Source organism: Tatumella ptyseos (assembly GCF_030552895.1).
Classification (GTDB): Bacteria; Pseudomonadota; Gammaproteobacteria; order Enterobacterales; family Enterobacteriaceae; genus Rosenbergiella; species Rosenbergiella ptyseos_A.
The window spans coordinates 2,426,863-2,451,243 of the sequence record NZ_CP130649.1 but is presented as its reverse complement, the minus strand read 5'-3'; the positions used below and the strand labels follow the sequence as shown (position 1 = coordinate 2,451,243).

Here is a 24,381-nt window from a genome sequence, read left to right as displayed (position 1 = left end):
AAGAGTGTAAACCTTGTCCATTCAGGAAGCGCTAACCTAGGGCCTCACCCAAGTAGAATATGGGTAAGTATAATGCGATAACTACGGTTCCCACTAACCCTCCGCTAACAGCGAGCATTAACGGTTCAAGGCGCTGACTAAGACGCCGACTTAGCGTTGAAGCTTGGTCTGAGTACCACTTGGCCAATTGAGAAAATGCGTTATCAAGCTGACCGGTTTCTTCGGCTGCCCGAATAAGGAGTAGGGTTAAAGACGGATAAAGGTCGTTATAGGTTAGTGCTTGTGAAAGTCTCTCCCCGGTTTGGAGTCGTCGATAAACCTCCTCAATACTGTTTTTCCACAAGGGCGAAGTAAAAATACGGGCGACAAGTTGTAATCCATCTAGGAGAGTTAGACCTGAGTGTTGTGTACTGGATAGGGTAGAGAAGAGTAGTGATAGCTGCCTACATCGCCAGGCTTCACCCACTAGTGGTGTAGAGAGTAAGAATCTGTGACGAACCAGTTTCCACATTGGATAGCGACGTTCCCCATAATGAATGAGTGTGATAACGAATGCGACGAGAATACAGGATAATGGTAACAACGCACTGATATGTTGAGATAAGCGAATCAATAATTGGGTAAGATAGGGCAAAGGCGCATTTAGCGATTGGTACATTAACGCGAACTCTGGCAGCACAAAAGCGAGTAGCCCAGCTGTGGTAATGACTAAAAAAAATAACGTGATACATGGGTAGCGTAATGCCGCAATCAGCTCAGCTCTCATGATTTTCTGCTGCTGTAGTAAGCTCACTATTTGTAAGCAACTGTTGGGCAAATGACCGGTAAGCTCTCCTGCACTGATTAACGCTGAAAGGGTGGGCGCGAAAATTTGAGGCCATTGGCTGAGCGCTCTCGAGAGTTTTTCTCCGGCAGTAATTTTTTTCAGAAGTAATTCAATCACAACTCGCCAAGCTAGAGAAGACTGATTATTCATCAATAGATTGAGGCTCACCGATAGAGTGAGTCCTGCATTAAGCATGGACTCCAATTGTTGAAAGAAAACGGTAAGCGTGTTGAGCTGCCAGTATTTTGTTAATCGATGGTGTTTAAGCTTAAAATGGTAAGCAATGATCCCCTCAGCCAGTAGCAGTTGCTCACCTTGCTCCCGATCAGTACAAAGTTGATAACCCGAACAACTGTCCCCCTTAAAAGATACTCCTTGCCAAGAATAGAGTTTAAGCTGCTTCATTATCCATTCCGACTACACGAAGTAGCTCTTGATAAGTGGTGATTCCCTTCATTACTGCCTGTATCCCGGCTTCAAAGAGACTTTCTATTTTTCTTTCTCGTAAAAGTGCACGAATATCGTGTAAAGAAGCTCTTTGAATAATGGCTTCTTTTATCGTCAAATCAATAGGCAGTAATTCAAATAGGGCGTGACGTCCACTGTAACCACTGATGCAGAGTTGGCAGCCCACCGCTAACCAATGTTCGTGTGAGGGCAATACTAAATGAGAGGGTAAGGGCACGGGGGACGAAACCCGACACTGTTGACATAAACGTCTCACTAAACGTTGAGCCACCACTAGTTTCAAAGCACTGGCAGTGAGATATTCCACAACGCCCATCTGGGTTAATCGACTCAGCGTATCGAGAGTGGAATTAGTGTGTAATGTGCTGAGGACTAAATGACCAGTCTGAGCGGCTTTGATCGCAATGTCTGCCGTTTGGTTATCTCTAATTTCACCAATCATCAAGATATCGGGATCTTGACGCAGTAATGCTCGTAAGATTGTCGGGAAATCGAGACCAGCCTTAAGGTTAATTTGAGTTTGATTAATTCCAGGGATAACCACTTCAATAGGATCTTCCACACTGCAGAGGTTAGATTCCTCTCTATTCAACGAGTTTAGAGCGCTGTAGAGCGTGGCGGTTTTACCGCTGCCGGTAGGTCCTGTAACAATGATTAATCCTTGGGGGGCAGCTAACGCCTTCTTGATTACGGCTAACTGTGCAGAAGGGATACCGAGATTTTCTAATTGTAAGTCCCCTCTAAATGTTTCGAGTAATCGTAATACGACCTTCTCACCAAATCTTGTAGGAAGGGTAGCGAGACGAAAAGAGTAGTCTACCTCTTGGGTGGTTAAGCTGAGTTGACCGTCTTGCGGACGGCGGTTTTCAGCAATATCAACTCCAGCAAGTAATTTGAATCGACTACAGATCGCATTGGATTCCATAGAGGCTAGCTCACTATAAACACACAACACGCCGTCGACCCTAAGACGAATTCTTGCGCCGTAAGCATGAGGCTCTATATGAATATCAGAAGCTTTTTGTTGTACCGCGTGATGTAAAATAGTTTGGCAATAATCGATCGTCGTTGGATTATCAGCGCCTTTATATTCCGTATGTAAAGCGTAGGGCGTTGAAGTAGGTTGCTGGTAAGTATTGTATTCTTTTCTACCTACGGATTTGATGGTGATCTTTTTCTGGCAAGCAAAGGCGAGCTGATTGATATCCTCTGAGGAAGGCGAAGACATGACTAACAAGCATAATGATTCTTTATCTTCATGAATAATTAAGGCCGGATGATTTTCGCAGAATACTTTAAGCTGTGGAGTCCCTGTACTCATGGCTTATTCTCCACATCATCATAGCGAAGTTGATGTTCACAGTTCTCTTTCAAGGTTCGATTGGTGGCTATACAACGGCGTTGCCAAGTCAATAAGCCGAGTTCAGGTTGAAGCGTGGGAATGAGTTCTGCGCTCAGTCCCGTTAAGGTATTTGCTCCTTGCGCGCGTACAACGCCACTATTCACTGTTAACTCGGCAATATAGCGCGTTGTATGAGGAAGAGGGATTCCTTCTTGGCCACTATGGCAATTATTAAGCTGCCCCTTTTCAAGGGCGCAGAGTTCCACAGCGGTTTTATAGGGTTGCAACACTTGGAGTAAATCGGTTAACGCTGCCTTTTGAAGATAACCTTGGTAGGCTGGAATACCTAAAGAGCTTAAAATAGCAATGATCGCTATAACGATCATCAATTCTATTAAGGTAAATCCTTGTTCCATAATGCAGATCCTTTGCAATAAAAATACCTTTTTAAAGCGGGATGAGATATTCGGGAAGAGGGGATAATCCATCTGGGATTAAGCTGCACATTAAAGAGATTTTATTCTCACTCAGTGTCATAAAGCTTGTGAGGTATCGCGTAATACCTATGGTAATCTTAATTAAAGTCTGGCTTATTGTTGGATACCCTCATTTAATCAAAAGGGCCGCTTAGATAAGTGGTAATAACACTGATATGTTGATGATAAAAGATCACTGGTTGACCGTTGCGCGTCGAGTCCCTTCACCTCACTACAACGAACGCCCTGAAGGGGTGTCTCCACGTTTACTGGTGGTCCATAACATTAGCTTACCCCCCGGTGAATTTGGAGGACCTTATATTGATCAGCTCTTTACCGGGACACTGAGTGCTCAAGAACACCCTTATTTTGCAAACATCGCTGAATTACGTGTTGCAGCGCATTGCCTCATTCGCCGTGAAGGTGAGATAGTGCAATACGTTCCGTTCGATAAACGAGCTTGGCATGCTGGTCAGTCGACTTACCAAGGTGTCGACAACTGTAATGATTTTTCTATTGGGATTGAGCTTGAAGGAACGGATGATTTACCTTACACCGAACAGCAATATCAAGCTTTAACTAGCATTACTCAGTCGCTAATTGAAAGCTATGCTTTAGCGAAAGAACATATTACTGGGCACAGTGATATCGCGCCAGGCCGTAAAACAGATCCTGGTCCCGCTTTCGATTGGGACTATTATTATTCACTTATCACGCCACACTGATCAGTTAGGGAGTAGAGTTAAGTCATGACGTTATTTACGCTATTACTCGTTCTCATTTGCGAGCGGTTATTCAAATGGGGGGAGCACTGGCAGCTTGAACATCGACTCCTCCCACTGTTTCGTAAGCAACATCACTTTTCGTTAATCCGTACGGTAGGTTTAGTGGTGCTTGTGATGCTAGTTTTTACGTTAATTCTTCATTCAATCGAAGGTATTTTGTTCGGTGTCGTGTCACTCGTTGTTTGGATCCTCGTAGGGGTACTCTGTATTGGTGCTGGCCAGAGCCGCCAACATTATCGAGACTATTTACACTCTGCTAATCAACAGGATGTGACGGGTCATCAAGCTATGGCGGAAGAGTTGAGTGTGATACATCCAATGTCCACTCATATTAGCGATAAACTCTATTTACGCGAGTTACAAAACGCGTTGTTATGGCTCAATTATCGCTTTTATTTAGCGCCTCTATTCTGGTTTGTGGTCGGGGCTAATTATGGGCCAGTCTTTTTACTAGGCTATGCTTTTCTACGGGCGTGGCAGGGATGGTTGGCTAGGCAAAATTCTCAGCATCGTGAGCAGTCAGGCGTCGATGTCTTGTTATTCTGGATTGACTGGATACCGGTAAGGATTGTAGGGCTAGCTTATGCATTCTTAGGGCATGGCGAGAAAGCATTACCTGCATGGTGGCGCTTTATGGCCGATTTTAGACATAAGCCATATCATGTGTTGTCCGTGTTAGCGCAATTTTCTTTGGAACGAGATCCTTCTAAAGACAAAGTTGAAATGCCAAGGGTTGCTGTAGCGTTAGCAAAAAGGATTACTCTAGTGATTGTTCTGATCACTGCACTACTGACATTGGTAGGGGTTGTTTTGTAAGAAAAAGGGGGATCCCGTATCCCCCTCAGTGTCTAACGTGCTGCTTTATTTTTAATAAAGTAGCCAATACCTAAAATAGCGACCCAGACTGGGATTAACCATACCGAGATAGCCATTCCTGGAATGGTAAGCATGATGCCCAAAATGGCAACCATAAACAGTAAGCAAAACCAGTTTCCAAGTGGATAAAATAGAGCAGGGAAACGCGGGGTTACGCCTTGTTTGATCTTGGTTTTACGAAAACGCAAATGCGCCATGCTGATCATAGCCCAGTTGATCACTAAGGCAGAAACGACTAATGCCATCAATAAGCCGAAGGCCTCTCCAGGCATCAGATAGTTAAGCAGTACAACCAAGGCGGTTGCCAGTGCAGAGAACCCTAATGCAACGTAAGGTACTCCGCGTTTATCAACATTGAGTAATGCTTTAGGGCCATTACCTTGTTTCGCTAATCCATACAACATCCTGCTATTTGAATAGACACAGCTGTTATAGACAGATAGCGCAGCAGTTAATATGACCACGTTCAGCGTATTTGCCACTAATTTATCCCCTAATTCATGGAAAATCAGTACGAATGGGCTGGTGCCTTCAATGACTTTTGTCCAAGGATAAAGTGATAGCAGTATCGCGAGTGAGCCCATGTAGAAGATCAAAATACGATAAATTACTTGATTGGTCGCTTTGGGGATGCTTTGTTGGGGATCTGCGGCTTCTGCAGCAGTAATTCCCACAAGCTCTAGTCCCCCAAATGAAAACATGATGATGACCATTGCCGTAATCAATCCACCAACGCCGTGTGGGAAGAAACCACCTTGCGCCCAGATATTGGTGACAGAAGCTTGAGGTCCACCGTGTCCACTAAAGAGCAACCAAGCACCGAAAGCAATCATTCCAATAACTGCCGCGACTTTGATAATGGAGAACCAGAACTCTAGTTCACCATAAATTTTGACATTGGCGAGATTTATGGCATTGATAAGTATAAAGAATACCGCTGCGGAAGCCCATGTAGGGATTTCTGGCCACCAATATTGGATATAGAGACCTACCGCGGAAAGCTCCGCCATTGCCACTAATACATAGAGTACCCAATAGTTCCAGCCTGATGCGAAACCGGCGAAGCTACCCCAATATTTGTAAGCAAAATGACTAAAAGAACCGGCTACCGGTTCTTCAACAATCATTTCGCCCAATTGGCGCATGATCATGAAGGCGATAAAACCACCGATCGCATATCCCAACAGTACTGAAGGGCCTGCCATTTTGATGGTTTGTGCTAATCCCAAAAAGAGTCCAGTCCCGACGGCTCCCCCAAGGGCGATTAACTGAATATGCCTATTTTTCAGCCCCCGTTTTAACGAACCTGTTTGTTGCTCGCTCATAAATTCCTCATGCGTAAGATTCTCGACCAATATTTCAGGCTGTAAGGAGAATGTGACAGACTGTGTCATTTATTTTACGGGGTTATGGCAGTGAATTACTACGATGAATGTGACGAATTATTAGATATTTGTGAGCCTATCTCAACAAATGGGCAAGTTGGAGAGTTATAATAATCTTCTTTTTTAGTATCTAATATGGATAATATCGTGCCAAAAGTGAGCTTTTTGGTGAGTTATTTTATCCAAGTAGGCTGATGGCCTATTTGATCATGATATCATTGCGGGCGTTAAGTATTTTCGTAGGATAGCAGTCAAGGGTGGGGGCAGGCCAAAATCACGACTCATTTTTTTGATCTATAGCCTACTTTAGTGAACGCAATATAGACAGTTGGTAAATGTTTTGTTAGCTTAGCCCATCTTGTGGAAAATTGGTATGACCAATTTAAAAAGGTAGCAATGACTACGAGTATGATGGCTTACAGTAAAATCAGACAGCCCAAGCTTTCTGATGTTATAGAGCAACAGGTAGAGTCCCTCATTATGGAAGGGACACTACGGCCTGGTGAGAAGCTCCCGCCAGAACGTGAACTCGCTCGACAATTTGATGTCTCTCGTCCTTCGGTACGAGAGGCTATTTTGCGTTTGGAAGCTAAGGGATTATTGCATCGTCGTCATGGTGGAGGCACCTACGTACAAGATAGTCTGTGGCAAAGCGTCAGTGATCCCTTAGTTGGGTTGTTGGCGCAATACGGTGAGTCCCAATTTGATTTACTCGAAATGCGTCATGCATTAGAAGGTATAGCAGCGTATTATGCAGCCCTGCGTGGGACGGAAGATGATCTTTCAAGAATTAATCACTACCACTTGGCGATACAGAAGGCGCAAGAAAGTGGTGATTTAGACGCGGAAGCTGATGCGGTTATTGATTATCAAATTACTGTCACTGAAGCGGCACATAATGTGGTCTTGCTGCACTTGGTCCGAGCAATGGGGCCAATACTCAAGCAAAATGTGCGTTCCAACTTTGAATTACTTTACTCTCGCCGCGATATGCTGGCGAAAGTAAGTGGGCATCGTGCAAGGATTTATGAAGCAATCATTGCGCGAGAGCCTGAAAAAGCCCGTGAAGAATCTAACTCACACTTGGCTTTTCTCGAAGAGATTTTATTGGAGAGAAACCGGGAGCAATCCCGCCGTGAGCGTTCATTAAGGCGCTTACAGCAACGAAAAAATTGAGTCATCTCGTTATAAAGAGCTGAGATCGGCATCATGATGCGTCATGGTCTTTTACTCAGCGTTATCAATTTCAATGTACAGACACAGATAAGGAATACCCCATGTCAGACCGTCTACATAATGACGTGGATCCGATTGAAACTCGCGACTGGCTACAGGCGATTGAATCGGTCATCCGTGAAGAAGGTGTTGAACGCGCGCAATACTTGATTGATCAAGTATTGAATGCGGCTCGCAATGGTGGTGTGAACGTAGCCTCTGGATCCGCAATCAAAGACTACATCAACACTATCCCAACGGAAGAAGAGCCTACCTATCCAGGTAATACGAGTTTAGAACGTCGTATCCGTTCAGCTATCCGCTGGAATGCGATCATGACCGTACTACGCGCGTCTAAAAAAGACTTGGAGCTAGGCGGACACATGGCCTCTTTCCAATCTTCCGCCACCATTTATGAAGTCTGCTTCAACCATTTCTTCCGTGCGCGTACCGAAAAAGATGGCGGTGACTTAGTTTACTTCCAAGGCCACATCTCTCCAGGCGTCTATGCTCGCGCCTTCCTTGAAGGTCGTCTGACTGAAGAGCAAATGAATAACTTCCGTCAAGAAGTTGACGGTAAAGGTCTTTCTTCTTATCCGCACCCTAAATTAATGCCTGATTTCTGGCAGTTCCCGACGGTATCAATGGGTCTTGGGCCGCTAGGTGCTATCTATCAAGCTAAGTTCTTAAAGTATCTTGAACATCGCGGCTTAAAAGAGACTTCTGCGCAAACCGTGTACGCCTTCTTAGGTGATGGTGAGATGGATGAGCCTGAATCTAAAGGTGCGATCACCATCGCGACTCGCGAAAAGTTAGATAACTTAGTCTTCGTGATTAACTGTAACTTGCAACGTCTTGATGGACCGGTTACAGGTAACGGTAAGATCATCAATGAATTAGAAGGGATCTTCGGCGGCGCTGGCTGGGAAGTGATCAAGGTGATCTGGGGCGGACGTTGGGATGAGCTACTGCGTAAAGACACTAGCGGTAAGTTGATCCAACTGATGAATGAAACCGTCGATGGTGATTACCAAACCTTTAAATCTCGTGATGGCGCATACGTCCGTGAGCACTTCTTCGGCCGTTATCCAGAAACCGCTGCATTAGTCAAAGATATGTCGGATGAAGAGATCTGGTCTCTAAACCGTGGTGGCCACGATCCGAAGAAAATTTATGCGGCATTTAAGAAAGCGCAAGACACCAAAGATAAACCTGTTGTGATCCTTGCTCATACCGTGAAAGGTTATGGGATGGGTGAAACGGCTGAAGGTAAAAACATTGCTCACCAAGTGAAGAAAATGAATATGGAAGGCGTGCGTTATATTCGTGATCGCTTCAATGTTCCTGTTACCGATGAAAACTTGGAAAAGCTGCCGTATGTGACCTTCTCTGAAGATTCTGAAGAGTATAAGTACCTGCATAAACAGCGTGAGAACTTAGGTGGCTACCTGCCGACGCGCCAAGCAGAGTTTACTGAAGAGTTAGAGATGCCTGCATTGAGCGAATTCCAATCATTATTGGAAGAGCAGAATAAGGAAATTTCAACCACTATCGCTTTCGTTCGTGCGTTAAATGTGATGTTGAAAAATAAATCAATTAAAGAACGCCTTGTTCCAATTCTTGCAGATGAAGCTCGTACCTTTGGTATGGAAGGTCTTTTCCGTCAGATCGGTATCTACAGCCCTAATGGTCAGCAATATACCCCGCAAGACCGTGAGCAAGTAGCCTACTACAAAGAAGACGAAAAGGGGCAGATCCTACAAGAAGGTATCAACGAACTAGGTGCTGGTGCATCGTGGTTAGCGGCAGCGACCTCATATAGTACCAACAACTTACCGATGATTCCGTTCTATATTTACTACTCAATGTTTGGTTTCCAACGTATCGGCGATCTTTGCTGGGCAGCGGGTGACCAACAAGCCCGTGGTTTCTTAATCGGTGGGACATCCGGTCGTACTACCTTGAACGGTGAAGGCTTACAGCATGAAGACGGCCATAGCCATATTCAATCGCTGACAATCCCTAACTGTATCTCTTATGATCCCGCTTATGCTTACGAAGTCGCAGTCATAATGCAGGACGGCTTAGAGCGTATGTACGGTAAAGCACAAGAGAACGTGTATTACTACATCACGACCCTGAACGAAAACTACCATATGCCAGCTATGCCAGAAGGTGCTGAAGAAGGTATCCGTAAAGGTATTTATAAGCTTGATACGCTGGAAGGCAATAAAGGTAAGGTTCAGTTACTGGGTTCAGGTGCCATCCTTCGTCATGTGCGTGAAGCGGCGAAAATCTTGTCTGAAGATTATGGCGTTGGTTCTGATGTGTATAGCGTAACCTCTTTCACCGAGTTAGCGCGTGATGGTCAAGATTGTGAGCGCTGGAATATGTTACACCCAGCGGAAGAACCTCGCGTCCCGTACATTTCTCAAGTTCTGAGCGATGCGCCAGCCGTTGCGTCTACCGACTACATGAAACTATTTGCTGAACAAGTTCGTACTTATGTACCTGCCAGCGATTATCGTGTATTAGGTACCGATGGATTTGGTCGTTCGGATAGCCGTGAAAACTTACGTCATCACTTTGAAGTTGATGCTTCCTACGTCGTTGTTGCGGCGCTGGGTGAATTAGCAAAACGTGGTGAAGTTGACAAACAAGTGGTTGTTGACGCGATTAAGAAATTCAATATTGATGCAGACAAAGTCAATCCACGTCTGGCGTAAGAGGTAATAGTAGATGTCAATTGAGATCAAAGTTCCGGATATCGGTTCCGACGAAGTTGAAGTCACCGAGATCTTGGTTAAAGTTGGAGACAAGGTTGAAGTCGAACAGTCTCTACTTACTGTTGAGGGCGATAAGGCCTCAATGGAAGTACCTTCACCTCAAGCGGGCGTGGTTAAAGCGATTAACGTTAAGACGGGGGATAAAGTCGAAACGGGATCACTGATCATGGTCTTTGAAGAGGAAGAAAACGTTGCAGCAGCCCCAGAAGCTGCTCAACCTGCTGCAGAAAAAGCTTCCGCTCCGGCGGCGGCTTCTGCAAAAGACGTAATGGTGCCAGATATCGGTGGTGATGAAGTCGAAGTCACTGAAATCTTGGTCAAGGTCGGTGATACCGTCGAACTTGAACAGTCACTACTTACCGTAGAAGGCGATAAAGCCTCAATGGAAGTGCCTGCACCTTTTGCGGGTAAAGTGAAAGAAATTAAAGTCGATACCGGCGATAAAGTAAACACTGGCTCATTGATTATGACCTTCGAGGTTGCGGGCGACGCGACAGCCCCTACCAGCGCACCTTCTGTAGAAGAGACAGCTCCGGCGGCTGCCAAGGCTTCAGCTAATCAAGTCGTTAATGTCCCTGATATCGGCGGCGATGAAGTTGAAGTGACCGAAATTCTTGTAAAAGTGGGCGATAAAGTCTCGCTGGAGCAGTCACTGATAACCGTTGAGGGCGATAAAGCCTCAATGGAAGTTCCAGCACCTTTCGCGGGTACGGTTACCGAGATTCAGGTCGCAGTTGGCGATAAAGTCAGTACGGGTTCTGCCATCATGATCTTTAGCAGTGATGCGCCGGCCGCTGAAAAAGCGCCTGCTCCTGCGCCAGAAAAACAGGCTGCGCCAACCCCAGCTAAAGCTGCTCCGGCGGCTGCACCTACCGCTGCGCCAACGGCGAAGGACGAGTTTGCAGAAAATAGTGCTTACGTGCATGCGACACCAGTTATTCGCCGCCTTGCTCGCGAATTTGGTGTGAACTTAGCTAAGGTGAAGGCGACCGGTCGTAAAGGCCGTATCGTTAAAGAAGACGTCCAAGCTTATATCAAAGAGGCAATTAAACGTGCCGACGCAGCCCCTGCTGCGGCGAGTGGACTTCCAGGAATGCTACCTTGGCCAAAAGTTGATTTCAGTAAGTTTGGTGAAATCGAAGAAGTTGAATTAGGTCGTATTCAGAAAATTTCTGGTGCGAATCTGAGCCGTAACTGGATGGTCATCCCACACGTTACTCACTTTGACGAGTCGGATATTACTGAGCTAGAAGCCTTCCGTAAGCAACAAAATGTGGAAGCTGATAAACAAAAACTGGACGTCAAAATTACGCCAGTCGTGTTTATTATGAAAGCTGTGGCGAAGGCGCTTGAAGCCTATCCTCGATTTAATAGTTCCCTGTCAGAAGATGCACAACGCCTGACATTGAAGAAATATATCAATATTGGGGTTGCGGTTGATACGCCGAACGGTCTTGTCGTCCCCGTATTCCGTGATGTGAACAAGAAAGGGATTATCGAACTCTCTCGCGAACTTATGGAAATCTCGAAGAAAGCTCGTGCCGGTAAATTAACTGCCTCCGATATGCAGGGCGGTTGCTTTACAATTTCAAGCTTAGGCGGCTTAGGGACAACCTCGTTTACACCAATCGTTAATGCTCCAGAGGTTGGGATTTTAGGCGTGTCTAAATCGTCAATGAAGCCTGTTTGGAATGGTAAAGAGTTCGTACCACGTCTGATGTTACCACTCTCACTCTCGTTTGATCACCGAGTGATTGATGGTGCAGAAGGCGCACGCTTTATCTCCTATCTTGGTCAGGTGCTGGGCGATATTCGTCGTCTGGTTATGTAATACCTTGAGGTCGGCGCTTGCCGGCCTCAATCTTATTAAGGATTTGGTCAGGATTTCATTGAGAAATAATGCGCTAATCCCCAAAACAACCAACCTTTACGCAATCTCGTTTGCACAATTTTAACAATTATGTAAACTCTTGCATTACATAGGTTCCGGGCAGATAACTGCACAAAGGGTCATTGCGCAATATCCCCGGAGAATCGAATAAGAGGTCATGATGAGTACAGAGATTAAAGCCCAAGTTGTGGTACTTGGAGCCGGTCCTGCAGGTTATTCTGCAGCATTTCGCTGCGCCGATTTAGGCTTAGAAACCGTTCTGGTTGAGCGTTACAGCACTCTAGGTGGAGTCTGTTTGAATGTCGGTTGTATTCCATCTAAAGCATTATTACACGTCGCTAAAGTAATTGAAGAAGCGAAAGCATTGGAAGCTCACGGTATTGTTTTTGGTAAACCTGAGACGGATATCGATAAAGTGCGTGCCTGGAAGGATAAAGTTATCGGGCAATTAACCGGTGGACTTGCGGGGATGGCTAAAGGCCGCAAAGTGACTGTGGTGAATGGGCTGGGTAAATTTACGGGTGCGAATACACTTGCCGTTGAAGGCGAAAACGGAACGACCACCATTAACTTTGATAATGCGATCATTGCAGCGGGTTCTCGTCCAATTACTTTACCGTTCATTCCACATGATGATCCGCGCGTATGGGACTCAACCGATGCACTCGCCCTTACTACGGTACCTGAGCGCCTATTAGTGATGGGCGGAGGGATCATTGGTCTTGAGATGGGTACTGTTTATCATGCTCTAGGTTCATCGATCGATGTCGTCGAGATGTTCGACCAAGTGATTCCTGCAGCAGACAAAGATGTCGTCAAAGTGTTTACTAAACGTATCAGTAAACAATTCAACTTAATGCTTGAAACGAAAGTGACCGCCGTTGAAGCGAAAGAAGACGGGATCTATGTAACAATGGAAGGTAAAAATGCACCTTCTGAACCACAACGTTATGATGCAGTGCTAGTGGCCATCGGACGTGTTCCAAACGGTAAAAACCTTGATGCTGAGAAAGCTGGGGTAACTGTCGACGAACGTGGTTTTATCCGTGTTGATAAACAACTGCGTACCAATGTTCCGCATATTTATGCCATCGGTGATATCGTTGGTCAACCTATGCTGGCCCACAAAGGTGTGCATGAAGGTCATGTTGCCGCAGAAGTTATCGCCGGTAAAAAACATTATTTCGACCCGAAAGTAATCCCATCTATCGCGTACACTGAGCCAGAAGTTGCTTGGGTCGGTCTAACCGAAAAAGAAGCAAAAGAACAAGGGATCAGCTACGAAACGGCAACGTTCCCTTGGGCAGCATCGGGTCGTGCGATTGCTTCGGATTGCGCAGATGGTATGACCAAGCTAATTTTTGATAAAGAGACACATCGTGTGATCGGCGGTGCCATCGTTGGGACAAACGGCGGCGAGCTACTCGGTGAAATTGGTTTAGCGATTGAGATGGGCTGTGATGCAGAAGATATCGCATTAACTATCCACGCTCACCCAACGCTACACGAGTCTATTGGTCTGGCAGCGGAAGTTTTCGAAGGAAGCATTACCGACTTGCCAAATCCTAAAGCGAAGAAAAAGTAAGAATTACTTAACGAAGCTTTAATCGAAACCGCGATAACTATCGCGGTTTTTTTTTGTATAACGCTATTCAATCAGCCGAGAGAAGCATAATTAAAAGCTCGACAGCGATCGAAAATAAGCGTTTAGTTAGATAATGAATTCAACTTATTCATGTTAAAACTGTGATTTGTACCATGAGATAAACCTAGTTTTACTGGTATCTTTTAAGGCAACAGTGAGACATTACAACAGAAGCTCCGTAGCATGATCCGCTAACACCTTGGTAAAAAAGGTTATTTTTATCATGGTACAACTTTTTATTTAGTAGTGATTATGTTGTGTTTTTGTAAACAGATTAACAAAGAATAAAAATACTGCTATTCTCAGTGAGCTAAACCGACCATCAAAAACCTATAAAAAGATGATAATTTATCGGTAGTAGAGGGTTGAAAAGCTATAACAATGTGAGCGAGGAGAACGTCGTGCTAGAAGAATACCGTGAGCACGTTGCTGAACGTGCTGCCCAAGGGATCGTACCTAAGCCTTTAGATGCGACCCAAATGGCTGGCCTAGTAGAATTACTCAAAAATCCACCTCAAGGTGAAGAAGAGTTTCTGGTCGACTTATTAGTGAATCGAGTTCCGCCTGGTGTAGATGAAGCGGCCTATGTTAAAGCGGGTTTCCTTGCGGCTGTTGCCAAAGGCGAAACGGCATCACCGCTTGTGTCTCGTGAAAAAGCGACAGAATTGTTAGGCACGATGCAAGGTGGATACAATATTCATCCATTAATTGAATTATTAGAAGATGACTCTCTAGCCCCTATTGCGGCTAAGGCCTTATCCCACACTCTGCTAATGTTTGATAACTTTTATGACGTTGAGGAAAAAGCAAAAGCGGGTAACGCTTACGCTGAGCAAATCCTTAAGTCCTGGGCAGAAGCTGAATGGTTTAAAGCGCGCCCTCAATTAGCAGAAAAAATTACCGTAACCGTCTTCAAAGTGACGGGTGAAACGAATACGGATGATTTATCGCCCGCTCCAGATGCTTGGTCCCGCCCTGATATTCCTCTCCACGCTTTAGCTATGCTGAAGAACGAACGTGAAGGGATTGTGCCGGATGAGCCAGGAAATGTCGGCCCAATTAAACAAATTGAGCAGCTCGCTACCCAAGGTTACCCTTTGGCCTATGTCGGGGATGTTGTGGGAACCGGTTCTTCGCGTAAATCCGCGACAAACTCCGTCCTATGGTTTATGGGTGACGATATTCCCTATGTCCCGAATAAAAAGGGTGGCGGCGTGGTATTGGGGAGTAAAATCGCGCCGATTTTCTTCAATACCATGGAAGATGCAGGAGCCCTACCGATAGAGGTTGATGTCAGCGACCTCAATATGGGCGACGTGATTGATATCTACCCTCACAAAGGTGAAATTTGCCGCCACGATACAGATGAGGTGCTCGTTCGCTTCGAACTGAAAACAGAAGTCTTATTGGACGAAGTCCGTGCTGGTGGGCGTATTCCATTAATTATTGGCCGTGGACTGACGACCAAAGCTCGCGAGTCGCTAGATTTACCCGCTAGCGACGTATTCCGCAGTGCTAAACCGGTAGAGACCAGTACTCGTGGCTACTCTCTAGCACAAAAAATGGTCGGCCGTGCATGCGGCGTTGACGGAATTCGTCCAGGGGAATATTGCGAGCCGAAAATGACTTCGGTAGGTTCTCAAGATACCACTGGGCCGATGACGCGTGATGAACTTAAAGACCTCGCGTGTCTAGGTTTCTCCGCCGACCTCGTGATGCAGTCATTCTGTCATACGGCAGCTTATCCTAAGCCGGTAGATGTTCAAACTCACCACACATTACCGGACTTCATCATGAACCGCGGCGGTGTCTCACTGCGTCCGGGCGATGGGATTATCCATAGCTGGTTGAACCGTATGTTGTTACCGGATACCGTTGGGACGGGTGGTGACTCACATACTCGCTTCCCTATCGGTATTTCATTCCCAGCGGGTTCTGGCCTTGTTGCCTTTGCGGCCGCAACGGGTGTGATGCCTCTCGATATGCCGGAGTCGGTTCTGGTGCGCTTTAAAGGTGAACGCCAACCCGGCATTACACTACGTGATTTGGTACATGCCATTCCGCTTTATGCGATTAAGCAGGGCTTACTTACCGTTGAGAAGAAGGGTAAGAAGAACGTTTTCTCTGGACGTATCTTAGAAATCGAAGGGTTACCTGATTTAAAAGTTGAACAAGCTTTCGAACTTTCAGATGCTTCAGCGGAGCGTTCGGCTGCCGGCTGTACGATCAAATTAGATCAAGCCCCGATCATTGAGTACTTAAACTCGAACATCGTACTGCTCAAGTGGATGATCGCTGAGGGTTACGGTGATCGCCGTACCATCGAGCGTCGTATTCAGAACATGGAGAAATGGCTGGCTGATCCACAATTGATGGAAGGTGATGCTGACGCTGAGTATGCGGCAATCATTGAGATTGACCTATCTGAAATCAAAGAACCGATTCTGTGTGCACCAAACGATCCTGATGATGCACGCACACTCTCTGATGTTCAGGGGGAGAAGATCGATGAAGTCTTCATCGGCTCTTGTATGACTAACATTGGTCATTTCCGTGCGGCCGGTAAACTGCTGGATAAATTTAAAGGACAGCTGCCAACACGTCTATGGGTCGCGCCTCCGACTAAAATGGATGCCGCACAACTTACAGAAGAGGGTTATTACAGTATCTTTGGTAAGAGTGGGGCGCGCGTTGAAATCCCTGGCTGTTCACTCTGTATGGGTAATCAAGCTCGCGTCGCGGAAGGGGCTACAGTCGTCTCGACATCGACCCGTAACTTCCCTAACCGCCTAGGTCAAGGGGCTAATGTTTTCTTAGCCTCGGCTGAACTTGCTGCGGTATCGGCATTATTGGGTAAATTACCGACGGCAGATGAGTACCAAACATATATGAATGAAGTGGATAAGAGTGCCGATGATACTTATCGTTATCTAAACTTTGACCGCCTCAACCAATATACCTCGAAAGCAGATGAAGTTATTTTCCAAAGCGCGGTGTAATTAATTTCAGCCTATGAAATAATAATGCCACCGAAAAGGGGAGCCATTGGCTCCCCTTTTTATTGTTATAGGGATGGCATTCCCCATTCCAGATGAAGAGAGAAATTAATATGGATTATCAGTTTGTTAAAGATATAGAAGGTAACGTCCGTGTGCAGATGTCGATGGATCATGAAGTGATTGGGCAATGGTTTAACGAAGAAGTCAGTGCCGATCCGACACTCCTTAATGCGGTGATGACGGCCGCAACGCAAATTAAAGGCACAGAACAACAATGGCAACATATAGGGCGTGAATACACGATTGGATTGAGTGACAATGAAGTCATGATCCAAGCTAACTTATTGGCGATAAGTGTAGACGAACTGGATGAAGGAATGAGTTACTATGACCAAGAATCCCTAGCGTTTTGCGGTTTCGAGGACTTCTTTGCGTTAGTTGATGCCTATCGCCAATTTAGGGGTCAGTGAGCTTGTTTATTGACGAAAACCAATAGCCCTAGGGTTTTCTCTGCCAACAGATGACACTTCTGCTTGCTATCCACCCGAATTCCACGCAGGTCTTCATAGCTACTTTCACCACGCTGCTGCATATTAAAGCTATTATAATTACTCAAATTCCAGCCATTATTCCGTGCAAAGTAGATGAGGGCATTACGGATTTGTGGATCAGGCAGGTCTTGATATCCGCAATCGTTTTTCAGATAGATAAAGACGGCGGTAAGATCGGCCATATCGTCCGCTTGCGAATCGTCTAAAGCATAACAATTACTCGATAACAGTAGAAATAGTGGAATAAAGAGCATTTTAACTAAGGTTTTCATGAAAATTCTCATCACTTCAAGTATCAACCAACGTTAGCACAGAATAGGGATGAATGACGACAGGTTTACACAGAGAACGCTTGACCTTCCCATAAGGGGATAGCGTAACGTCAGAGGCTAAATAATTAGAGGGGATACGAATGCAACGTCGAGATTTTATCAAGCTCAGCTCATTACTGCTTGGCGCTGGAGCACTGCCTGCATGGAGTCGAGAGGCCCTATCAGGGCAGCGTCCACTTCTTACCACGCCAACTTTACTTGAACCAGACCTGCATCAGCGTATCGATCTCACTGCGATGACAGGTACCAGTGTATGGAATAACCACTCGGTATCGACATGGGGTTACAATGGGAGCTACTTGGGTCCAACCATCAAGCTTCGTCGTAATCAGCCAGTATCATTAAGAGTTTATAATAAACTCCCTGTTGATACGACCGTGCACTGGCACGGTCTAATCGTTGGCGGGGAGGTCGATGGCGGCCCGCAGGAAGTCATTCACGCTGGCGCTCAGCGAGAGGTTAGGTTTACACCCGATCAACCCGCGGCGACCTGCTGGTATCACCCCCATCCACATATGACTTCGGGTTTCCAAGTGGCTAAAGGGCTTGCTGGAATGCTGGTGATTGAAGACGACCATATCAAGACATTACGTATTCCTTCGCAATGGGGCGTCGATGACATTCCTTTAGTCTTTCAAGACAAAAAATTGACGGATTCCGGGACAGACATCGATTATCAACTCGATATCATGCATGCGGCGGTAGGATGGTTTGGTGACATGATGCTGACCAATGGTATCCAATATCCACAAGTCGCTTTACCGAGTGGCTGGGTGCGTTTACGACTCTTGAATGGTTGTAATGCTCGGTCGATGAATCTAGCGCTTAGCCAGGAACGTCCATTTTATGTCATTGCCAGCGACGGGGGCTTATTGGCTGAACCGGTGAAGGTCGAGCAACTTGCTATGTTACCGGGTGAACGTTTCGAGGTGATGATAGAGATAGCGGATACTAAGCCGTTTGATCTCGTGACACTACCGGTGAAACAAATGGGGATGACACTTGCTCCTTTTGACCAACCCTTACCCCTATTAAAAATTCTTCCTTTACGCATTGGTGGTGCAGCAGAGTTACCCGATCAACTGGCGAGCTTACCCTCTTTGCCTAGTACTGATGGATTAACCCGCCGTCGTATTGGACTATCGATGGATAAACAGCTTGATACCCTCGGTATGCAGCAATTAATGCAGTGTTATGGCCATCAAGCAATGGCGGGCATGCCAATGCACCATTCCATGCCGATGACAGACAGTGCTAATGCTTCTCATCACGGACAGGGTTCTACTATGACCTCGATGCCGGGGATGGCAACCCACTCAACGGGCTATGATTTCCATCAAGGGAACAAGATTAATGGTAAGGCCTACCAAGTGGGGGATATTGCATGGCAAAGTCCTCAGGGTCAGCATGAGATTTGGGAAATCAGTGGCGAAGGCGATATGATGTTACACCCTTTCCATATCCATGGAACACAGTATCGTATTCTGAGTGAGAACGACCAGCCAGTTGCCGCGCATCGTCAAGGCCTAAAAGATACGGTACGGGTTGAAGGTGGGGTAAGCCAAGTGCTGGTGTCTTTCTCTCATAGTGCTGATTCTCAAGCCCCTTACATGGCCCATTGTCATTTACTAGAGCATGAAGACACTGGCATGATGATGAGTTTTACTGTCGGGACTTAGGAGTAATGGGGAACTACACAGGGTTTTTATCTCAGTGAAATTCCCTGCTATACTGCAGCCCCTGAATTTAAGATGTAAATTTCTGGGGGCAATAAATTCTCGCCCTTCAGGCCTTTACGCTTGGCCGCACAATGAAAACTGAGTACTCTCAGTGAGATAGAGATTATGAAACATACCGTTGAAGTGATGATTTCCGAACAGGAAATAAGGAACCGTGTTACAGAACTAGGGCAGCAGATCACCACCGCCTACCAAGATCGTGGTAGAGAGATGGTATTAGTCGGTCTACTACGCGGCTCATTTATGTTTATGGCGGATCTTTGTCGCGCGATTGATGTTTCTCACGAAGTCGATTTCATCACCGCCTCAAGTTACGGAAACGGCATGTCTTCAACGCGTGACGTAAAAATATTGAAAGATTTAGATGAAGACATCCGCGGTAAAGATGTCCTTATTGTGGAAGATATTATCGACTCAGGTAATACCTTGAGTAAAGTACGCGAAATCTTACAATTACGTGAACCTGCTTCAGTCGCAATCTGTACTTTGTTGGACAAACCTGAGCGTCGTGAAGTTGACGTGACGGTAGAATACGTTGGTTTCTCTATTCCTGATGAGTTCGTTGTCGGCTACGGAATTGATTATGCTCAACGCTATCGTCACCTTCCTTATGTAGGACGAGTCGTTCCTGAGTAATAGACAAATAGCACAAAGTTTCAGGCCAGCCTCGCTGGCCTGTTCTATAATGGACGGCGAGTGAGTGGGTTCCCACAATACCGAGAATTAACCTAGCGTTGGCTCAGCATAGCTTTTGAGGCAGGGGAATGGACTAACGGCCGTAGCATGTCAGAATTCACTTAGCTTGTGATGAGACGAGATTCTTAAACATTTTCTGTAGCCTTACTCCCCGTTTTGCTTCGTTATCTTTTTCGCCCTCTCCATACAGAAAATGAGTGCTTAAGTGTGCATTGGATTGAACCACGGTCAGGTTTAGTCGCCTCATATCCTAGAACGTAGAGTTAATTGCTGTGGGGCGATAAAAACACATACTTTTCTGATACTGCAGTAGGGCGGTTATTCAGAATCCTAGATAGCCTCTTTCACCCGAAGGTGAATGAGGATTTTTTAAAATGCTCATCTGTTATAACAGGCGTGGAGTTAATATGAATTATGCACTGGAAATTTCCGGGCTAACAAAAACGTATGGCAACCAAGTCCAAGCGTTAAAAGGGATCGATTTAACCGTGGAAGCCGGGGATTTTTACGCGTTACTCGGCCCAAACGGTGCAGGGAAATCCACGACTATTGGAATTATTAGTTCGTTAGTCAATAAGTCCTCGGGGACCGTACGGGTATTTGGCCATGATCTCGATACAGATAAAGTTCGAGCCAAACTCCAGCTTGGTCTGGTGCCGCAAGAATTTAATTTCAATCCTTTCGAAAGCGTTTTGCAAGTGGTGACGAATCAAGCAGGTTACTATGGTGTAGAGAAAAAACTTGCCTTAGTAAGAGCTGAGAAGTACCTGAGACAGCTCGATTTATGGGAAAAGCGCCACCAAAAATCACGGATGCTATCCGGTGGAATGAAGCGCCGGTTAATGATTGCGCGTGCCTTAATGCACGAACCTAAGTTACTGATTCTGGACGAACCGACTGCCGGGGTAGATATTGAATTACGCCGTTCAATGTGGGGGTTTCTCAAGCAGCTTAATGAGGCGGGTACGACCATCATTTTGACCACACACTATTTAGAAGAAGCGGAAATGCTCTGCCGTAATATTGGTATTATTCAACGTGGTGAGTTGGTTGAAAATACCAGCATGAAAGCATTGCTCGGTAAAGTGGTGTCGGAAACCTTCATTCTCGATCTGGCCCCCCACGCGGATCCTGCTGTATTAGAAGGCTTTCAGTACGAAGTAATTGATAGCTCAACCTTAGAGGTTGAAGTGCTGCGTGAGCAGGGGATTAACCAAGTCTTCAGCCAGCTCTCAGCTCAAAATATTCAGGTATTGAGTATGCGAAATAAGGCAAACCGCTTGGAAGAGCTATTTGTGGATTTAGTCAGTAATACGGGGAAAGATAATTAATGGCACACTTATATTGGGTAGCACTTAAGCGGCTATGGGCGAAAGAAATCCATCGTTTTGGGCGGATTTGGATCCAAACTTTAGTCCCCCCTGTGATTACCATGACGCTTTATTTCATTATTTTTGGTAATTTAATTGGGTCACGTATTGGCGATATGCATGGCTTTACCTATATGCAATTTATCGTGCCTGGTCTAATTATGATGTCGGTGATCACTAACTCCTATGCCAATGTTGCGTCATCATTTTTCAGTGCGAAATTCCAACATAATATTGAAGAGTTATTGGTCGCACCGGTTCCCACTCACGTAATCATTGCCGGCTATGTTGGTGGAGGTGTTGCGCGGGGAATTTGTGTCGGCGCGCTGGTGACGGCGATTTCGCTACTCTTTGTGCCTTTCCATGTTTTCTATTGGCCAATGGTGGCATTAACCATTTTACTGACTGCTATTGTGTTCTCTTTGGCTGGACTATTAAATGCTGTCTTTGCCCGAAGTTTTGACGACATCAGTTTGATCCCAACCTTTGTCTTAACCCCTCTTACCTATTTAGGTGGCGTGTTTTATTCATTAGCATTACTGCCACCATTCTGGCAGGCAGTCTCTAAGCTGAACCCCATCGTTTATATGATTAGTGGTTTTCGCTATGGTTTCTTGGGGATTCAAGACGTACCAGTACCCATGACGTTAGCGATACTGTTGGTATTTGTGGCAGTGTTCTATGCGATCGTCTGGACATTGATTGAACGGGGTCGAGGACTGCGTAGTTAATCCTCCTCACACCTTATAACCATAGTGTGAAGAGGAAAGGCTTCACACTATGGTAAGGTAACTTGCTGATTATCGATCAGCCTGGCTTTCCCTAACCAGGCTGCCATAAGAATAACGGCTTGACGGCTATGAGAGGTTAAGGGCATCAGATTTTCCGCATCACAAATCGCAATACCGTCCGGTTGCCATCCCTTCTTGGTCAGACTCATGACAGCGCTATCGACGATAGCGGAATAATCTCGGTCCCCTTGCTGTAAACGCTCAGCCATCGAATTCATCGTCTGACTTAATTCAATTGCCTGATGACGCTCTGCTACAGTGAGATAGCCATTACGTGAGCTAAGAGCAAGACCGTCCTCAGCACGAACAGTCGGTACACCCACAATAGTAATAGGATAGTTAAGATCGAGCACCATTTTACGAATGATGGCTAATTGCTGAAAATCTTTCTCGCCAAAACAGGCCACATCCGGTTGGACAATATTAAATAACTTACTGACCACCGTGCTTACGCCGCGGAAATGACCAGGGCGACTAGCCCCCTCTAGTAACTCAGAGAGGCCCGGTACATGAACAAAAGATTGCTCAGTGAGCCCTGTTGGGTAGAGAGTATTGGCCGTAGGGGCAAATAATAGATCCGCTTTACCCGATAATAATTGCTGATCGTTCTCTAAGGTACGTGGATAGCGCGCTAAGTCATCTGGGCGATCAAATTGCATCGGGTTAACAAAAATCGAAACGACAACACAATCAGCTAATTGCTTCGCTCTCTCTACTAAAGTGATGTGTCCCTGATGGAGATTTCCCATGGTTGGGACAAAGGCAATCCTTTTACCGTGGCGACGTAAATCGCTCAATTGCTGTTGTAGGGCAGGGATTTCATGAAAAGTCTGCATGGAAAGAAACCTATCCTTTAAAACTGTGAGCTAATTCGGGGAAAGTACCGTCTTGCACGTGGCGTTGATATTGTGCAACGGCGAGTGCGATCGACCCGGTATCAGTTAAGAAATTTTTCGCGAATTTGGGGACATAGCCAGAAGTAATACCAATCACATCTTGCATCACCAGAATTTGTCCATCGGTATGAGACCCCGCACCGATCCCGATTACAGGGATTGAAAGTGCCTCGGTAATACGTTTTGCCAGAGAAATAGGCACGCACTCAAGGACCAGTAGCTGCATTCCAGCCGCTTCAAGGGTAAGCGCATCACTAAGTAGCTGTTCAGCTTGCTCTTCCGTCTTACCTTGGACCTGATAGCCACCGAAGATATTTACTGATTGAGGGGTCAAGCCAAGGTGACCGCAAACTGGGACTGCGCGCTCAGTAAGATAACGAACAGTATCCGCTAACCACGCCCCTCCTTCGATCTTCACCATGTTCGCACCGGCTTGCATCACGCGTGCGGCATTATGACCCGCCAGTTCCGGAGTCGGATAGCTCATGAAAGGGAGGTCGGTGAGTAATAGAACGTTTGGTGCGCCTTGACGCACATGGCGAGTATGGTAAACCATATCATCGACTGTCACGGGAACCGTCGAGTCATGGCCTTGAATTGTCATACCCAAGGAGTCGCCAACCAGCAATACTGGAATATCTTGCTCGGCGAATAGTCTCGCGAAGCTATAATCGTAGGCGGTGAGTGAGGCGAACTTCTTACCTTCAAGTTTCCACTGACGTAAATTTTTCAGGGTGATAGGTGTCATTACAAACTCTTGTCAAGGATAAACATGACGCGGAGTTTACAGTAACTCCCTCTAGACGGGAATCCCCATACCGATTTTTGGTATTACCACAAAGTAATGGTTGAGGTATCTAACAATGCCAAACAACTTGCTACACTACCCTTGTCGCCAAGAGGGAGATCACCGGCTACTTCGGCTAAGGGAATGAGCATAAAGGCACGGTTATGCATGTCGTAATGGGGCAGTATCAATCGCTCGCTGGACATGTACAGTTCGCCGAACAGTAATAGATCAAGGTCGAGTGTACGGGGGCCCCAACGTTCATCTTTACGTTCCCGCCCTTGTTCCAATTCGATTCGTTGGGTGTGGTCCAGCAGCGCTAAAGGTGATAACGCCGTCTCCAACACCACTACGGCATTTAAAAAATCAGGTTGATCTTGTGGGCCGTAAGGTGGCGTTCGGTAGAAGGAGGAAGTATTGATAAGCGTTGTCGCAGGCAGATCCGCGAGGGCGGTAATCGCCCTTTGGCACTGATCGAGTGGGTCCCGTAAATTACTCCCGAGTGCAATATAAACACGCGTCATA

Annotated in this window: 20 protein-coding genes; 12 read left to right on the top strand and 8 right to left on the bottom strand. The window is 46.0% G+C overall.

Annotated features, from left to right (window positions below):
- Positions 1-31: 31 nt before the first annotated feature.
- Genes QJR74_RS11690 through ppdD form a run of 3 tightly spaced genes read right to left on the bottom strand, consistent with a single transcriptional unit; the run spans position 32 to position 3,052 of the window.
- On the bottom strand, positions 32-1,231 hold the full coding sequence (locus QJR74_RS11690; RefSeq protein WP_304372014.1) for a type II secretion system F family protein: 1,200 nt from the start codon (positions 1,229-1,231) through the stop codon (positions 32-34).
- Complete coding sequence (locus tag QJR74_RS11685; RefSeq protein ID WP_304372013.1) at positions 1,218-2,615, bottom strand: ATPase, T2SS/T4P/T4SS family; 1,398 nt, start codon at positions 2,613-2,615, stop codon at positions 1,218-1,220. Before QJR74_RS11685 ends, QJR74_RS11690 begins: the two co-directional genes overlap by 14 nt.
- Positions 2,612-3,052, bottom strand: coding sequence for a prepilin peptidase-dependent pilin (gene ppdD / locus QJR74_RS11680; protein ID WP_304372012.1), 441 nt, complete (start codon positions 3,050-3,052; stop codon positions 2,612-2,614). Before ppdD ends, QJR74_RS11685 begins: the two co-directional genes overlap by 4 nt.
- Before the next feature lie 239 nt (positions 3,053-3,291).
- Here ppdD and ampD point away from each other — a divergent pair, with 239 nt between their 5' ends.
- Both ampD and ampE read left to right on the top strand, forming a co-directional pair.
- Positions 3,292-3,837 (top strand): 1,6-anhydro-N-acetylmuramyl-L-alanine amidase AmpD, encoded by a 546-nt coding sequence (gene ampD, locus QJR74_RS11675; RefSeq protein WP_304374035.1) that lies wholly within the window; start codon positions 3,292-3,294, stop codon positions 3,835-3,837.
- Positions 3,838-3,861: 24 nt separating this feature from the next.
- Positions 3,862-4,713: a beta-lactamase regulator AmpE gene (ampE, locus tag QJR74_RS11670; protein WP_304372011.1), complete on the top strand. Its 852-nt coding sequence runs from the start codon at positions 3,862-3,864 to the stop codon at positions 4,711-4,713.
- Positions 4,714-4,745: 32 nt separating this feature from the next.
- Here the strand turns inward: ampE and QJR74_RS11665 are convergent, their stop codons facing one another.
- Positions 4,746-6,098: an amino acid permease gene (locus QJR74_RS11665; protein WP_304372010.1), complete on the bottom strand. Its 1,353-nt coding sequence runs from the start codon at positions 6,096-6,098 to the stop codon at positions 4,746-4,748.
- Between the two features lie 471 nt (positions 6,099-6,569).
- On the opposite strand from QJR74_RS11665, the gene pdhR reads away from it, so the two are divergent.
- The 6 genes from pdhR (at position 6,570) to QJR74_RS11635 (ending at position 17,164) form a co-directional block, all read left to right on the top strand.
- Complete coding sequence (pdhR, locus tag QJR74_RS11660) at positions 6,570-7,334, top strand: pyruvate dehydrogenase complex transcriptional repressor PdhR (RefSeq protein ID WP_304374034.1); 765 nt, start codon at positions 6,570-6,572, stop codon at positions 7,332-7,334.
- A 101-nt stretch (positions 7,335-7,435) separates the two neighbouring features.
- Positions 7,436-10,099, top strand: a complete 2,664-nt coding sequence (gene aceE / locus QJR74_RS11655; protein ID WP_304372009.1) for a pyruvate dehydrogenase (acetyl-transferring), homodimeric type — start codon at positions 7,436-7,438, stop codon at positions 10,097-10,099.
- Positions 10,100-10,112: 13 nt separating this feature from the next.
- Positions 10,113-11,990 (top strand): pyruvate dehydrogenase complex dihydrolipoyllysine-residue acetyltransferase, encoded by a 1,878-nt coding sequence (gene aceF, locus QJR74_RS11650; protein ID WP_304372008.1) that lies wholly within the window; start codon positions 10,113-10,115, stop codon positions 11,988-11,990.
- Positions 11,991-12,210: 220 nt separating this feature from the next.
- Positions 12,211-13,635, top strand: a complete 1,425-nt coding sequence (lpdA, locus tag QJR74_RS11645; RefSeq protein WP_304372007.1) for a dihydrolipoyl dehydrogenase — start codon at positions 12,211-12,213, stop codon at positions 13,633-13,635.
- Positions 13,636-14,096: 461 nt separating this feature from the next.
- A complete protein-coding gene (gene acnB, locus QJR74_RS11640; RefSeq protein WP_304372006.1) occupies positions 14,097-16,694 on the top strand; it encodes a bifunctional aconitate hydratase 2/2-methylisocitrate dehydratase in 2,598 nt (865 codons plus the stop codon).
- Positions 16,695-16,804: 110 nt separating this feature from the next.
- Positions 16,805-17,164, top strand: coding sequence for a YacL family protein (locus QJR74_RS11635; protein ID WP_304372005.1), 360 nt, complete (start codon positions 16,805-16,807; stop codon positions 17,162-17,164).
- On the opposite strand, the gene QJR74_RS11630 is transcribed toward QJR74_RS11635, so the two are convergent.
- Positions 17,158-17,517, bottom strand: coding sequence for a YacC family pilotin-like protein (locus QJR74_RS11630; RefSeq protein ID WP_304372004.1), 360 nt, complete (start codon positions 17,515-17,517; stop codon positions 17,158-17,160). The genes QJR74_RS11635 and QJR74_RS11630 overlap by 7 nt on opposite strands.
- Positions 17,518-17,657: 140 nt before the next feature.
- Between QJR74_RS11630 and cueO the strand changes: the two genes are divergently transcribed.
- The 4 genes from cueO (at position 17,658) to QJR74_RS11610 (ending at position 22,113) form a co-directional block, all read left to right on the top strand.
- Positions 17,658-19,256, top strand: coding sequence for a multicopper oxidase CueO (cueO, locus tag QJR74_RS11625; RefSeq protein WP_304372003.1), 1,599 nt, complete (start codon positions 17,658-17,660; stop codon positions 19,254-19,256).
- A gap of 165 nt (positions 19,257-19,421) precedes the next feature.
- Complete coding sequence (hpt, locus tag QJR74_RS11620) at positions 19,422-19,952, top strand: hypoxanthine phosphoribosyltransferase (RefSeq protein WP_304372002.1); 531 nt, start codon at positions 19,422-19,424, stop codon at positions 19,950-19,952.
- A gap of 467 nt (positions 19,953-20,419) precedes the next feature.
- Positions 20,420-21,343, top strand: a complete 924-nt coding sequence (locus QJR74_RS11615) for an ABC transporter ATP-binding protein (RefSeq protein ID WP_304372001.1) — start codon at positions 20,420-20,422, stop codon at positions 21,341-21,343.
- Positions 21,343-22,113 (top strand): ABC transporter permease, encoded by a 771-nt coding sequence (locus QJR74_RS11610; RefSeq protein WP_304372000.1) that lies wholly within the window; start codon positions 21,343-21,345, stop codon positions 22,111-22,113. The genes QJR74_RS11615 and QJR74_RS11610 overlap by 1 nt, the downstream gene beginning before the upstream one ends.
- Positions 22,114-22,160: 47 nt before the next feature.
- Here the strand turns inward: QJR74_RS11610 and panC are convergent, their stop codons facing one another.
- From panC to folK, 3 genes are all read right to left on the bottom strand, one after another.
- Positions 22,161-23,009: a pantoate--beta-alanine ligase gene (gene panC, locus QJR74_RS11605; RefSeq protein WP_304371999.1), complete on the bottom strand. Its 849-nt coding sequence runs from the start codon at positions 23,007-23,009 to the stop codon at positions 22,161-22,163.
- A 10-nt stretch (positions 23,010-23,019) separates the two neighbouring features.
- The gene (gene panB, locus QJR74_RS11600; RefSeq protein WP_304371998.1) at positions 23,020-23,817 is read right to left on the bottom strand and encodes a 3-methyl-2-oxobutanoate hydroxymethyltransferase; all 798 of its coding nucleotides are present in this window, start codon (positions 23,815-23,817) and stop codon (positions 23,020-23,022) included.
- An 83-nt stretch (positions 23,818-23,900) separates the two neighbouring features.
- Complete coding sequence (gene folK, locus QJR74_RS11595; RefSeq protein ID WP_304371997.1) at positions 23,901-24,380, bottom strand: 2-amino-4-hydroxy-6-hydroxymethyldihydropteridine diphosphokinase; 480 nt, start codon at positions 24,378-24,380, stop codon at positions 23,901-23,903.
- Position 24,381 lies beyond the last annotated feature (1 nt).

What these genes read in the sequence shown, in the direction of transcription:
- QJR74_RS11690 (WP_304372014.1), bottom strand. Translation starts at nt 1,231, where the DNA reads ATGAAGCAGCTTAAACTCTATTCTTGGCAAGGAGTATCTTTTAAGGGG.
- QJR74_RS11685 (WP_304372013.1), bottom strand. Translation starts at nt 2,615, where the DNA reads ATGAGTACAGGGACTCCACAGCTTAAAGTATTCTGCGAAAATCATCCG.
- ppdD (WP_304372012.1), bottom strand. Translation starts at nt 3,052, where the DNA reads ATGGAACAAGGATTTACCTTAATAGAATTGATGATCGTTATAGCGATC.
- ampE (WP_304372011.1), top strand. Translation starts at nt 3,862, where the DNA reads ATGACGTTATTTACGCTATTACTCGTTCTCATTTGCGAGCGGTTATTC.
- QJR74_RS11665 (WP_304372010.1), bottom strand. Translation starts at nt 6,098, where the DNA reads ATGAGCGAGCAACAAACAGGTTCGTTAAAACGGGGGCTGAAAAATAGG.
- pdhR (WP_304374034.1), top strand. Translation starts at nt 6,570, where the DNA reads ATGGCTTACAGTAAAATCAGACAGCCCAAGCTTTCTGATGTTATAGAG.
- aceE (WP_304372009.1), top strand. Translation starts at nt 7,436, where the DNA reads ATGTCAGACCGTCTACATAATGACGTGGATCCGATTGAAACTCGCGAC.
- aceF (WP_304372008.1), top strand. Translation starts at nt 10,113, where the DNA reads ATGTCAATTGAGATCAAAGTTCCGGATATCGGTTCCGACGAAGTTGAA.
- lpdA (WP_304372007.1), top strand. Translation starts at nt 12,211, where the DNA reads ATGAGTACAGAGATTAAAGCCCAAGTTGTGGTACTTGGAGCCGGTCCT.
- QJR74_RS11635 (WP_304372005.1), top strand. Translation starts at nt 16,805, where the DNA reads ATGGATTATCAGTTTGTTAAAGATATAGAAGGTAACGTCCGTGTGCAG.
- QJR74_RS11630 (WP_304372004.1), bottom strand. Translation starts at nt 17,517, where the DNA reads ATGAAAACCTTAGTTAAAATGCTCTTTATTCCACTATTTCTACTGTTA.
- cueO (WP_304372003.1), top strand. Translation starts at nt 17,658, where the DNA reads ATGCAACGTCGAGATTTTATCAAGCTCAGCTCATTACTGCTTGGCGCT.
- hpt (WP_304372002.1), top strand. Translation starts at nt 19,422, where the DNA reads ATGAAACATACCGTTGAAGTGATGATTTCCGAACAGGAAATAAGGAAC.
- QJR74_RS11615 (WP_304372001.1), top strand. Translation starts at nt 20,420, where the DNA reads ATGAATTATGCACTGGAAATTTCCGGGCTAACAAAAACGTATGGCAAC.
- QJR74_RS11610 (WP_304372000.1), top strand. Translation starts at nt 21,343, where the DNA reads ATGGCACACTTATATTGGGTAGCACTTAAGCGGCTATGGGCGAAAGAA.
- panC (WP_304371999.1), bottom strand. Translation starts at nt 23,009, where the DNA reads ATGCAGACTTTTCATGAAATCCCTGCCCTACAACAGCAATTGAGCGAT.
- panB (WP_304371998.1), bottom strand. Translation starts at nt 23,817, where the DNA reads ATGACACCTATCACCCTGAAAAATTTACGTCAGTGGAAACTTGAAGGT.
- folK (WP_304371997.1), bottom strand. Translation starts at nt 24,380, where the DNA reads ATGACGCGTGTTTATATTGCACTCGGGAGTAATTTACGGGACCCACTC.